Origin of the sequence: Paraburkholderia sp. MM5496-R1 (assembly GCF_050436205.1) — a bacterium.
Classification (GTDB): Bacteria; Pseudomonadota; Gammaproteobacteria; order Burkholderiales; family Burkholderiaceae; genus Paraburkholderia; species Paraburkholderia tuberum.
This window is the reverse complement of sequence record NZ_JBNDLT010000002.1, coordinates 1,647,852-1,660,545: the sequence shown is the minus strand read 5'-3', so window position 1 is coordinate 1,660,545 and position 12,694 is coordinate 1,647,852. Positions and strand designations below refer to the sequence as shown.

Here is a 12,694-nt window from a genome sequence, read left to right as displayed (position 1 = left end):
GCCGCGAAAACCACCTGAGCATCTGACGAAGCGCACGCAACCGCGCCTATCGCCCCAAGCTCATCTCACTGTCAAAACTCCACCACCGCGAACTCCGCCTTGCCCACGTCGCACAGCGGGCAGCGCCAGTCTTCCGGAATGTCGGCGAAACGCGTGCCCGGTCCGATGCCTTCTTCGGGCAGACCGTCTTCCTCGTTGTAGATCCAACCGCAAATCAGGCAGACCCAGCTCTTGAATTCCGTCACTTCGATTACTTCGCTCACGACACGCTCTCTCGTTCAATGCAATGGCCGGCTTGCTCTGCCCCTTTATGGGGCGGCGCGGCGACCCGCAATATTACCGGAATTTGTCAAATCAGCCGCAGACGACCGAAGCGGCGCCGCCCCAACGCCTCTGCGGCGAGCCCGGGTTCGCGCGACGGGCCTCGTCACACAAGCCGTGTACGCTTTGACCTGCAAGCCATTCGATTGGACAGATGTGGCGCTCGCTTCGCACGTATTGAGACGATCGGTCTCGGAGAGGCCGCTGGCGGCGCCGCATCGCCGGGTTTCGTTTCCAAAGGAGAAAGCGATGTTTATAAACCGATGGTTGGTCGGCGTCGCGGCGGCTGGGCTACTCGCCGGGTCAGGTGTGGCGCAGGCGGAGGGCGTGACCTTCGTGCAACCGGCGGACGGCGCGACCGTCACCAATCCGGTGCACGTCGTGTTTGGCCTTGACGGCATGAAGATCGCGCCCGCCGGCACGCTGACGGACGGCACCGGGCATCATCACCTGCTGATCGACGGCAAGCCGCTGCCGAAGGGCGAGGTCGTCCCCGCGACCGACAAGTCGCTGCACTTCGGCAAAGGCCAGACTGAAACCGATCTGACGCTGCCGCCGGGCGACCATACGCTGACGCTGCAATTCGGCGACGGCGCGCATCGCTCGTATGGGCCGGAGATGAGCAAGACGATCACGGTGCACGTCAAGTAAGCAACTGCTTGAAAGGCCGGCCCGGCCCGCGCCGATAGCGTTGCACACTGTGTCGCGCGCTTCATCGCACGGATGTTCCCGCCCGGCATACCTGCGGCCGGCCCTACGCCCGGTACAATGAGCAGTTCCGACTCATCGCTGTCTTCTCCCATTCCCATGTCGCTTTACACCATTACCGGAGCGCAGCTCGCGTTCGGTCACGTCGCGCTGCTCGACCACGCGGATTTCTCGCTCGAAGCGGGCGAGCACGTCGGGCTGATCGGGCGCAACGGCGCGGGCAAGTCGTCGCTGTTGAAAATCGTCGCCGATCTGGCCAAACCCGACGACGGCCTCGTCACGCGTCAGCAGCATCTGAGCACGGTCTACGTGCCGCAGGAGCCCGAGTTCAACGCCGACGACACCGTGTTCGACGCGGTCGCCGCCGGGCTCACCGAGGCGCGCGCGCTGCTCGACGAATACGACGCGGTCGCGCATCAGCTCGCCGACACGCCCGAGGGCGCCGAACACGACGCGCTGCTCGCGCGCATGAACACGCTGCAATCGTCGTTGGACGCCGCGGACGCATGGAATTGGAGCACGCGCGTCGCGACCACGCTGCAGCAGATCGGCCTGAACGGCGAAGCCCGTATCGGCTCGCTGTCGGGCGGCATGCAGAAGCGCGCCGCGCTCGCGCGCGCGCTCGTCGTGCAGCCCGACGTGCTGCTGCTCGACGAGCCGACCAACCATCTCGACTTCGACGGCATCCGCTGGCTCGAAGATCTGCTGGTGTCGCTGCGCGCTGGGCTGCTGTTCATCACACACGATCGCGCGTTTCTCGACCGCGTCGCGACGCGCATCGTCGAGCTCGATCGCGGGCGGCTGCTGTCGTATCCGGGCAATTTCTCCGCGTACCAGACGCGCAAGGCGCAGCAGCTGGAAGTCGAGCGCATCGAGAACGAGAAGTTCGACAAACTGCTCGCGCAGGAAGAAGTGTGGATTCGCAAGGGCGTCGAGGCACGCCGCACGCGCAGCGTCGGCCGCATCGCGCGCCTCGTGCAGATGCGCAACGAGCGCGCCGAGCGCCGCAACGTGCAGGGCAACGTGAAGCTCGACGTCGGTCAGGGCGAGAAGTCCGGCAAGATCGTGGCGGAACTGACGGACGTGACGAAGCGCTATGGCGAGCGCGCGGTGGTGGACCGCTTCACGGCCACGGTGATGCGCGGCGACAAGATCGGCTTCGTCGGTCCGAACGGCGCGGGCAAGACCACGCTGCTGAAGCTGATCCTCGGTGATCTCGCGCCCGACGAGGGCAACGTGCGCGTCGGCACGAATCCGCAGGTCGCGTATTTCGATCAGATGCGCGCGGCGCTCGATCTGGAAAAGAGTCTCGCGGACACGATCAGCCCCGGCAGCGAGTGGGTCGAAATCAACGGCCAGAAGAAGCACGTGATGAGCTATCTCGGCGACTTCCTGTTCGCACCGGAGCGCGCGCGTTCGCCGGTCAAGTCGCTGTCGGGCGGCGAGCGCAACCGGCTGTTGCTCGCGCGCCTGTTCGCGCGCCCGGCCAACGTGCTGGTGCTCGATGAACCGACCAACGACCTCGACATTCCGACGCTCGAACTGCTCGAAGAACTGCTGATCGACTACGACGGCACGGTGCTGCTCGTCAGCCACGACCGCGCGTTTCTCGATAACGTCGTGACGTCGGTGATCGCCTCGGAAGGCGGCGGCAAGTGGCGCGAATACGTCGGCGGCTTCACGGACTGGCAGACGCAGCGCGATCGCTCGGAGCAACTCGCGCTCGAAGCGCAGAAAGAATCGAGCAAGGAAGCGCCGAAAGAAGCGGCGCCGAAGGACAGCGCGTCGGGCCGCAATGCGCAGCGCAGCGCGAAGCTGTCGTTCAAGGAGCAGCGCGAACTGGAGGCGCTACCGAAAATGATTGCCGACCTCGAGGCCGAACAGAAGGCAATCGGCGCGCAGCTCGAAGACGGCTCGGTGTTCGCGAAAGATGCACGCGAAGGCGCGCGTCTGACCGAGCGCTATGCCGAGATCGACGAAGAGTTGATGCTCGCGCTCGAACGTTGGGACGAGCTGGAAAACCGCGTCAAGTAACGCGGCGTGCGCGGCCGGCACAAAAACAACAGAAAGCGCCGCCGCGCACGGCACCGAAATTCAGCCGGCGCGCGCCCGTGCATTTTCCGCCGATACCGATCGCGCCGCCGTCCTGCGAGCCGTCCATCCTGCATTGCATGTCCCCCAACGCCCGCCGCGCCTTATCCAGTCGGCCAATTCAGCGCGGGGTCAATTGCCGCGGTGATCGAAATCAGTACAATACCCCGCGAACAGGCTTCCCCGGCGGGCTGTGCGTCTATGTCCGGCATTCGAGCGCGCCAACGGAAGCCGCGCGACAAAACAGCTTGCCCGCATCGCGGGCGCTCCACCTAACCCCGTTGTTTCGTTTCGCTTTTTTTGAATACTCAACGCATTGTCCAGGCCCTGTCCACAGGACCTGTGGACAACGATGAACCGACGCACCGAGTCAATCATGTCTACGAAAAAGCCAAACGCCGCGTATAGCGAAGCGTCGATCAAGGTGTTGAAGGGTCTGGAGCCGGTCAAGCAACGACCCGGCATGTACACCCGCACCGAGAATCCGCTGCACATCATTCAGGAAGTCATCGACAACGCATCGGACGAGGCCCTCGGCGGCTACGGCCGGCAAATCACGGTCACGCTGCACACGGACCATTCGGTCTCGGTCGACGACGACGGCCGCGGCATTCCGTTCGGCCTGCACCCCGACGAAGGCGTACCGGTCGTCGAAATCGTTTTCACGCGCTTGCACGCGGGCGGCAAGTTCGACAAGGCCGCCGGCGGCGCCTATACGTTCTCGGGCGGTCTGCACGGCGTCGGCGTGTCGGTCACCAACGCGCTGTCCACGCGGCTCGACGTCACCGTGTGGCGCGACGGCAAGGTCGCCGAACTGAGCTTCGCGCACGGCGACGTCGCGAAGCCGCTCGAAGTGCGTGCCGCCACCAGGGCCGACAAGAAATCCGGCACGCGCGTGACCGCGTGGGCCGATCCGAAGTACTTCGATTCGCCGAACCTGCCGCTCGGTGAATTGCAGCGTCTGTTGCGCTCAAAAGCGGTGCTGCTGCCGGGCGTCGAGGTCACGCTCGTCAACGAAAAAACCGGCGAGCGGCAAAGCTGGAAATACGAAGACGGCCTGCGCGGCTATCTGCTCGAAGGCATGAACGGCAGCGATCTGCTGATTCCGCTGTTCGAGGGCGAGCGCTACGCGGAAAGCTCGCGCTCGAGCGAAGAGACGTTCGCCGAAGGCGAGGGCGCGGCGTGGGTCGTTGCGTGGAGCGAGGAAGGGCCGCTCACGCGCGAGTCGTACGTGAACCTGATTCCTACGCCCGCGGGCGGCACGCATGAATCGGGCTTGCGCGACGGTCTTTATCAGGCGGTCAAGAGCTTCGTCGAGTTGCACAACCTGCAGCCGAAGGGCGTGAAACTGCTCGCCGAAGACGTGTTCGCGCGGGTGTCGTTCGTGCTGTCGGCGAAGGTGCTCGATCCGCAGTTTCAAGGGCAGATCAAGGAGCGCCTGAATAGCCGCGATGCGGTCAAGCTCGTGTCGTCGTTCGCTCGGCCGGCGCTCGAACTGTGGTTGAACCAGCACGTCGAGCACGGCAAGAAACTCGCGGACCTCGTGATCAAGCAGGCGCAGGCGCGCACGCGCGCGGGGCAGAAGGTCGAGAAACGCAAGAGCTCGGGCGTTGCCGTGCTGCCCGGCAAGCTGACCGATTGCGAATCGACGGAAATCGGCCGCAACGAACTGTTCCTCGTCGAGGGCGACTCGGCGGGCGGCTCCGCGAAGATGGGCCGCGACAAGGAATACCAGGCGATCCTGCCGCTGCGCGGCAAGGTGCTGAACACATGGGAAACCGAACGTGATCGCCTGTTCGCGAATAACGAGGTGCACGACATTTCAGTGGCGATCGGCGTCGATCCGCATAATCCGGACGACAAGGTCGATCTGTCGAATCTGCGCTACGGCAAGATCTGCATTTTGTCGGATGCGGACGTCGACGGCTCGCATATCCAGGTGCTGCTGCTCACGCTGTTCTTCAAGCATTTCCCGCAACTGATCGAGCGCGGTCATGTGTGCGTCGCGCGTCCGCCGTTGTTTCGCGTCGATGCGCCCGCGCGCGGCAAGAAGCCCGCGCAGAAGCTCTATGCGCTCGACGAAGGCGAGCTCGAGGCGATTCTCGACAAGCTGCGCAAGGACGGCGTGCGCGACAACCAGTGGTCGATCAGCCGCTTCAAGGGTCTCGGTGAAATGAGCGCCGAGCAGCTGTGGGATACGACGATGAATCCCGACACGCGCCGCCTGCAGCCGGTCGCGCTCGGCGAACTCGACTACGATGCGACCGTCGCGCGCATGACGATGCTGATGGGCAAGGGCGAAGCGGCGTCGCGCCGCAGCTGGCTCGAAGAGAAGGGCAACGAAGTGGAAGCGGACATCTGAGCGCATTGCGCCTCAATGCGGCATACGACACTTCAAGCCAAACACGGACACGGAATCTAGATGGACGACGATAACACTCTCGACCTTTTCAACGAGCCGCCGTCGGACAGCGACGTGCTGACGCTCGGCAACTACGCGGAGCGCGCGTACCTCGAGTATGCGGTCAGCGTGGTCAAGGGCCGCGCGCTGCCCGATGTTTGCGATGGGCAAAAGCCGGTGCAGCGCCGCATCCTGTTCGCGATGAACGAGATGGGCCTCGGCGACAACGCGAAGCCGGTCAAATCGGCGCGCGTGGTCGGCGACGTGCTCGGTAAGTATCACCCGCACGGCGACCAGTCCGCGTACGACGCACTCGTGCGTCTCGCGCAAGACTTTTCGATGCGCTATCCGCTGATCGACGGCCAGGGCAACTTCGGCTCGCGCGACGGCGACGGCGCGGCGGCGATGCGTTACACCGAAGCGCGCCTGACGCCGATCGCAAAGCTGCTGCTCGCCGAAATCGATCAGGGCACGGTCGACTTCATGCCGAACTACGACGGCTCGTTCGAAGAGCCGAAGGTGCTGCCGGCGCGTCTGCCGTTCGTGCTGCTCAATGGCGCATCGGGCATCGCCGTCGGCCTCGCGACGGAAATTCCGTCGCACAACCTGCGCGAAGTCGCAGGAGCGGCGGTCGCGCTGATCCGCAATCCGAAGCTCTCGCACGCGGAGCTGATGCAGCATGTGCCCGGTCCGGACTTCCCCGGCGGCGGCCAGATCATTTCGAGCGAGGCGGAAATCGCCGCCGCGTACGAAACCGGCCGCGGCAGCCTGAAGGTGCGCGCGCGCTGGAAGATCGAGGATCTCGCGCGCGGCCAGTGGCAACTCGTGATCACCGAACTGCCGCCGAATACGGCCGCGCAGAAGGTGCTCGAGGAAATCGAAGAACAGACCAACCCGAAAATCAAGCTCGGCAAGAAGACGCTGACGCCCGAGCAGTTGCAGACGCGGCAGACGCTGCTCGGGCTCGTCGACGCGGTGCGCGACGAATCGGGCAAGGACGCGCCGGTGCGCCTCGTGTTCGAGCCGAAGTCGAGCCGCATCGATCAGACCGACTTCGTCAACACGCTGCTCGCGCATACGAGCCTCGAATCGAACGCACCGCTGAACATGGTGATGGTCGGCGGCGATGGCCGGCCGCGTCAGAAGGGCTTGAGCGAAATCCTGCACGAGTGGATCGCGTTCCGTTTCGCGACGGTGACGCGCCGCACGCGGCATCGCCTGTCGAAGGTCGACGACCGCATCCATATTCTCGAAGGCCGGATGATCGTCTTCCTGAATATCGACGAAGTCATCCGCATCATTCGCGAATCGGACGAGCCGAAGGTCGCGCTGATGGCCGCGTTCGGTCTCACGGATCGCCAGGCCGAGGACATCCTCGAAATCCGGCTGCGTCAGTTGGCGCGCCTCGAGAAGATCAAGATCGAGAAGGAACTGGCCGAGCTGCGCGACGAGAAGGCCAAGCTCGAAGAGCTGCTCGGCAGCGAACCGGCGATGAAGCGCCTGCTGATCAAGGAAATCGAAGCCGACGCGAAACAGTATGGCGACGAGCGCCGCACGCTGATTCAGCAGGAAAAGCGCGCGACGTTCGAAGCGCGCGTGGTCGACGAGCCGGTCACCGTCGTGGTGTCGCAAAAGGGCTGGGTGCGCGCGCTGAAGGGCCACGGGCTCGATACGGCCGGCTTCAGCTTCAAGGCCGGCGACGGCCTCTACGCGGCGTTCCAATGCCGCACGCCCGATACGCTGATCGCGTGGGGTAGCAACGGGCGCGTCTATTCGGTCGCGGTGGCTCAACTGCCGGGCGGACGCGGCGACGGCGTGCCGGTCACGTCGCTGATCGAGCTCGAATCGGGCAGTCATTTGATGCACTACTACGCGGCGTCGGCGGAACAGGCGCTGCTGCTCGCGTCGAGCAACGGCTTCGGCTTCATCGCGAAGCTCGGCGATATGGTGAGCCGCGTGAAGGCCGGCAAGTCGTTCATGACGATCGACGCCGGCGCCGCGCCGCTCGCGCCGATGCCGATGCTGCCGGACGCGGCGCAGGTCGCGTGTCTGTCGTCGGGCGGACGTCTGCTCGTGTTCGGCCTCGACGAGATGAAGACGCTGTCGGGCGGCGGCCGTGGCGTCACGCTGATGGCGCTCGACGACAACGAAACGCTCGTGCAGGCGCTCGCGATCAACAAAGCAGGCGTGATGCTGATCGGCACGCGTCGTGGCGGACGCGTCGACGAGGAGAAGCTGGCCGGCGCCGAGCTTGCGGCGCATGTCGGCAAGCGTGCGCGCAAGGGACGCGCGCCCGCCAGCAAGCTGAAGCTCGACGGCATGCGTCCGGTGCTGCCGGCCTAGTGGAGTCGATTTAACGAAGTTTGACGCTGTAAAACCGTGAGCGCCTGCTAGCATGCGGGGCGCTCGCGGTCTGTCGCAGCAAAGTCAGTCGCGCGAAGGGCGTGGAAGCAAACGGGGCGCGGCGGCGTCGCGGCCAGATGAACGGGCCGCGATCACAACGACAAAACACGACGCAATAGACGTCGATACCCGGAACTGCCTGCATCACGTATGGTCGAACGCGCTCAGTTGGTGCTGAGCGGGATTGCGTGTCCTAAACGGTGTGGCGTCGTCGGGAGAGGAAAACTACATGAACAAGGCTATCGAAGTCGCGCTTTTTCTGCATCTGCTCGGGGTGGCGGTGTGGGTCGGCGGTATGGTGTTCGCGCATTTCTGCCTGCGCCCTGCGCTCGGCGATCTGTCGCCGCAACTGCGCCTGCCGCTGTGGGAGTCGGTATTTGGGCGCTTCTTCAACTGGGTCGGGGTGTCGGTGCTCGTGATCCTGATCAGCGGCGGCTTCCTGCTGATGCAATTCGGCGGCGCTCATGCTAGCTGGCCGCTGCATGCGATGACCGGTCTCGGCATCGTGATGATGCTGATCTTCGGGCATATCCGCTTCGCCGTATATCCGCGCATTCGCCGCGCGGTGCAGGCGCAGAAGTGGCCCGATGGCGCGCAGGCGGTCGGCACGGTTCGCCGTCTCGTGCTGATCAATCTCGTGCTGGGCGTCGTGACGATCGGCTTCGCTGCGCTGTCGCGCGGGTTCTGATCGCCGGATCGCCGGATCGCCGGACCGCCGGATCGCCAACGGCGCAGCAGGCTTCGTGCGGCCCGCGACGCATCACGTCGTGGCGCCGTACGCGAGCCACAAACCGCACGCCACCGCCACCGTTCCATACACGGCATACACCGGCACCTTCAGCTTCGCGAAGCACATCGCGGAGAACGTCGCGGTCAGCAGATAGATCGGCTCCAGCGGTACGTGCACGGCAATGCGCAGTACCGCGACCGCGAGAAACGCGGTCGTGACCGCGCGCAGAATCCTCATGCCGTGCTCGAAGCGCGGGTTCACCTTCAACTGATGCAGATGCCGCTGCGCGAGCACGACGAGGCAGCCTGACGGCACGAATAGCGCGAGCGTCGCGATCAGCGCGCCGAGCCAGCCATCGACGAGATAACCGAAGAACGGAACCACGTTCAGCAGGGGTCCCGGGGACAACGGCGACAGCGTAAACGCGAGCGTGAAGTCGTTATCGGACACGCCGACCGCCGGCGTGACGAACAGCGTCTTCAGCACCGGCAACGCCGAGAAGCCACCGCCGAACAGCGTCATGCCGGCGCCAGCGAGGCGCGGCCACAGCAGCGCGAGGTCATAGCGATGCGGCAGCGGCAGCGCAAACAGCACGAGCAGCACGCCGAGCGCGGCCAGTAGCCGATAGTCGCCGCGCTGGAGCGACACGGCGAGTCGCGAGTCGCGCTCCCGACTCGCGAACCAGCCGGCGCCGAAGGCCGCGCCGAGCATCACCACATACGCCGCGGCGCCGTGCGCATAGAGCAGCGCGATGCTGCCGAGCAGCGCCGCCGTCCATTCGAGCTTGCCCCGCACGAGCGCGCGGGTTTGCTTGTACCAGGTGAGCGCGATCAGCGTCGCGAGCACGACGCTGAAGTGATGCAGCAGGGTTTGCGACGTGATCGTGTGCATGATGGGCGTGCGATAGAAGATCGCGAACAGCGTCATCAGCGTGAAGAAGGGCAGTACGCTCGCCACCCCGGCGACCCATGCGCCCGCGCGTCCGCGCAGCGCGTGCCCGAGCTGCACGGCGACGTTGCAGCCGACGGGTCCCGGCACCATCCACGCGAGCGCGATCAGGTCCGAGAACGCCACGCGCGAGAGCCGCCCCTCGCGTTCCACGTAATGATGCTCGAGCTGCGCCATCAACGCGAGACCGCCCCAGGACAGCGCCGACAGGCCGCACACGACCCGGAACAGCGTCCATAGCGGTTCCCGTTGCCCGCGGCGGGCAGTCTCATCGCTCATGATGGTCTGCATCGGCGCTGCGCGGGCCCCGCCGTGCGGGTGCCCGTCCTTTAATTGTTGCTGGATAGGCTGCTTGCGCTGTGGGCTTCGTGCGCGACGCGGCGGCCGCCGACGCTGTTCATGCCGCATACCCCGAAGCGCTCGAGCAGTGCCGGGATCGCCTCCACTGGCACTGGCCGCGAGAACAGGAAGCCCTGTGCCTCGATATGGCCGAGCGCGGCCAGCCACGCAATCTGCTCTTCGGTCTCCGTGCCTTCGACCACCACCGTGAGCCCGAGCGAGCGCGCGAGGTTGACGATCGCGGTGACCATTACGCAGACGCTGCGGTCGCCCGGAATCGCCTGGACGAACGAGCGGTCCACCTTCAGCGTATCGACGGCAAAGCGGTTGAGATAGGACAGCGAAGAGTAGCCGGTGCCGAAATCGTCGAGCGCGATGCGTACGCCGAGACGCTTCAGCGCGAAGATTTTTTCGGAGACCACTTCCGGAAATTCCATCATCGTCGTTTCGGTGATTTCGAGTTCGAGGCGACGGGCGGAGATGCCGGTTTCCTCGATCGCGCGCGAGACCGTTTCGAACAGGTCGCCGCGCCAGAACTGCACCGCCGAAATGTTCACCGCGAGCGATAGCGTGTCGTAGCCCTGCTGCTGCCATTGCGCGAGCTGACGGCATGCGGTCTCGATCACGAAGTCGCCGATCGGCACGATCAGGCCGGTCGACTCGGCCACGGGGATGAACTCGTTGGCCGGGATCAGTCCGTGCTGCGGATGGTTCCAGCGCACGAGCGCTTCGAAGCCGGTGATGCAGCGGCGCTTCAGATCGATCTTCGGCTGATAGGCGAGGAACAGTTGCCCCTCGGCCAGCGCGACGCGCAACTGCTGCTCCCACTTCATCAGATGGTCGGCGCGATGCGACAGATGCGGCGAATAGAACTGGTAGCAGTTCTTGCCGGCGTCCTTCGCGCTGTACATCGCGAGGTCGGCTTTCTTCAGCAGGTCGATCTCGCTTTCGTTGGCGACCGAGTACAGCGCGATGCCGATGCTCGCATGCAGCACGAACGCGCTGCCGCGCACCTCGAACGGCTTCGAGAACGCTTCGCCGGCGGCTTCGGCGAGCGCGACCGCGCGCTTTTCGACATCGTCGCCCTTGATCACGACGACGAACTCGTCCCCGCCGATGCGGCTCAGCGCGCCGTCGTCGCCGACCGCGGTGGCGAGGCGCGAGGCTGTCATCTGCAGCACGATGTCGCCGGCGTTGTGGCCGAGCGTGTCGTTGACGGTCTTGAAGTTGTCGAGGTCGATAAAAAGAATCGCGAGGCGACCCAGGTTGAACGGCTGCGCGACGTCATGGCGCAGCGCCTGCAGCGTCGCGTAGCGATTGCGCAGGCCGGTCAACAGATCGTATTCGACGAGTTGCGTCATCTCGCGCTCGCGGCCTAGCAGTTTGCCTATCAGGCCGGTCGCGACCGCGAAGAAGCTGAGCATCGCGAGCGAGATGAAGCCCGCCATCAACAGATAGACGTTGCGCGTGTGGTTGTAATCGGCGAATTCTTCGCCCTGCGAAAGACCGACGAGCACGCCGAGCGGATAGCCGTCGATGTGCCGGTACGACACGATGCGCGTGACGTTGTCGATCGAATCGACGTAGGTGCCCGACACATGCTCCGAGGTCGGATACGTGCCGCTCGCGGTGAACGTGCTGCTCGTCCTGCTGGCGTTGCCGGTGCGGCGCGCGAGCACGGTGCCGCTGTCCGAGATCACCGCGATCACGCCTTCGCGGCCGATCGCCGCGTTGTTGTAGAAGTCCGACGTAAAGTAGCTCGGGTCTTCGGAGACCACGATGACGCCCGCGAACGAGCCGTCCGGATGATTGAGACGCCGCGTCATCTGCAGCGTCCAGTGACCCGACACGCGGCCGAGCACGGGCTTGCTGATGTACAGCTGGTCGTCGTTTTCGTGCTCGTGGACCTTGAAGTGCTCGCGGTCAGACAAGTCGATGTGAGCGGGGTTGAGTTCGGCCGTATTGGCGATCAGTCTGCCGTGCTCGTCGATTATCGACACCTGCACGAGCGTTTCGCTTTGCACGACGCCCTTTTCGACCGTGCTCGCGAGATCGAAATGATTGGGCGTCTTTTCGAACTCGTACTTGACGAAGCGCGTGATCTGATCGACCTGGTGAATCGCCTTGATGGTGTGCTGCTCGAGCGCCGCGGAAAGTATTGCGGAAGACGCCATCGCTTCGCGGTACGTCGCGTCCCTTTCTACCGACAGCCGCGCGAAGATCACGGTCCACAGCAGGATCAGTACGAGTACCCCGAGGGCGGGAATGACGAGTAATGCGCGCCGGCGCGTGACCAATGGATCGCGTCGCGGCCTGGCTTCGCGCGGCTCGGAGAAGCGGGACTGAGTCATCGCGCGGGCCTTGGCTGGGTGCGGGCCGCTTGCAAACGCATGGGCATCGACTGCGCGAAATAGATGGATGGCTGCATGGTGACCAAGATGCCAAAGCTGCTGCGCAGGATGAGAGGGCGTGGCGCCGCGCCGGACCGTCCACAGGTCATCGGATACGGTTCGATATTACTGAATGCCACTGGATTAAGGAAGCTTCCGGGCATGGGGTATACGCTCGCGCGGCGGGCGCGCGGGTGCGGCTGTTCACGTGGCCTGCATCGCCGGTCTTATGACGCGGCCGGTCCGTGATTTGTCGAAGACTTCATCGGCAACGGTGCCTGCCACTGGGCAGTTTCTGGCAGGGCTTTTGCAATCCGGCCACGATGAATTCGGAGAACCAGGTATGGCGACGCCATCGCGCTG

9 protein-coding genes are annotated in these 12,694 nt (G+C 64.7%); 5 read left to right on the top strand and 4 right to left on the bottom strand.

The window, feature by feature from the left end; all coding sequences use genetic code 11:
• Positions 1–71 precede the first annotated feature (71 nt).
• The gene (locus OKW38_RS14575) at positions 72–263 is read right to left on the bottom strand and encodes a rubredoxin (protein ID WP_090803595.1); all 192 of its coding nucleotides are present in this window, start codon (positions 261–263) and stop codon (positions 72–74) included.
• A gap of 307 nt (positions 264–570) precedes the next feature.
• Between OKW38_RS14575 and OKW38_RS14570 the strand changes: the two genes are divergently transcribed.
• Positions 571–972 carry a DUF4399 domain-containing protein gene (locus tag OKW38_RS14570; RefSeq protein ID WP_187611043.1) on the top strand — a complete coding sequence of 134 codons (402 nt, stop codon included), beginning with the start codon at positions 571–573 and terminating at the stop codon, positions 970–972.
• A 156-nt stretch (positions 973–1,128) separates the two neighbouring features.
• The gene (locus OKW38_RS14565) at positions 1,129–3,063 is read left to right on the top strand and encodes an ATP-binding cassette domain-containing protein (RefSeq protein ID WP_090803598.1); all 1,935 of its coding nucleotides are present in this window, start codon (positions 1,129–1,131) and stop codon (positions 3,061–3,063) included.
• Here OKW38_RS14565 and OKW38_RS14560 read toward each other — a convergent pair.
• Positions 3,056–3,190 (bottom strand): hypothetical protein, encoded by a 135-nt coding sequence (locus tag OKW38_RS14560; protein WP_429362030.1) that lies wholly within the window; start codon positions 3,188–3,190, stop codon positions 3,056–3,058. The genes OKW38_RS14565 and OKW38_RS14560 overlap by 8 nt on opposite strands.
• A gap of 306 nt (positions 3,191–3,496) precedes the next feature.
• On the opposite strand from OKW38_RS14560, the gene OKW38_RS14555 reads away from it, so the two are divergent.
• The 3 genes from OKW38_RS14555 (at position 3,497) to OKW38_RS14545 (ending at position 8,612) form a co-directional block, all read left to right on the top strand.
• Positions 3,497–5,482 carry a DNA topoisomerase IV subunit B gene (locus OKW38_RS14555; protein ID WP_429362028.1) on the top strand — a complete coding sequence of 662 codons (1,986 nt, stop codon included), beginning with the start codon at positions 3,497–3,499 and terminating at the stop codon, positions 5,480–5,482.
• Between the two features lie 60 nt (positions 5,483–5,542).
• Positions 5,543–7,864, top strand: a complete 2,322-nt coding sequence (gene parC / locus OKW38_RS14550; RefSeq protein WP_429362026.1) for a DNA topoisomerase IV subunit A — start codon at positions 5,543–5,545, stop codon at positions 7,862–7,864.
• A 289-nt stretch (positions 7,865–8,153) separates the two neighbouring features.
• Positions 8,154–8,612 (top strand): CopD family protein, encoded by a 459-nt coding sequence (locus OKW38_RS14545; RefSeq protein WP_429335972.1) that lies wholly within the window; start codon positions 8,154–8,156, stop codon positions 8,610–8,612.
• Between the two features lie 72 nt (positions 8,613–8,684).
• Here the strand turns inward: OKW38_RS14545 and OKW38_RS14540 are convergent, their stop codons facing one another.
• Together OKW38_RS14540 and OKW38_RS14535 are read right to left on the bottom strand one after the other, a co-directional pair.
• Complete coding sequence (locus OKW38_RS14540; protein WP_429362024.1) at positions 8,685–9,893, bottom strand: chromate transporter; 1,209 nt, start codon at positions 9,891–9,893, stop codon at positions 8,685–8,687.
• A 38-nt stretch (positions 9,894–9,931) separates the two neighbouring features.
• Positions 9,932–12,292 (bottom strand): bifunctional diguanylate cyclase/phosphodiesterase, encoded by a 2,361-nt coding sequence (locus tag OKW38_RS14535; RefSeq protein ID WP_090803602.1) that lies wholly within the window; start codon positions 12,290–12,292, stop codon positions 9,932–9,934.
• Between the last annotated feature and the right edge of the window lie 402 nt (positions 12,293–12,694).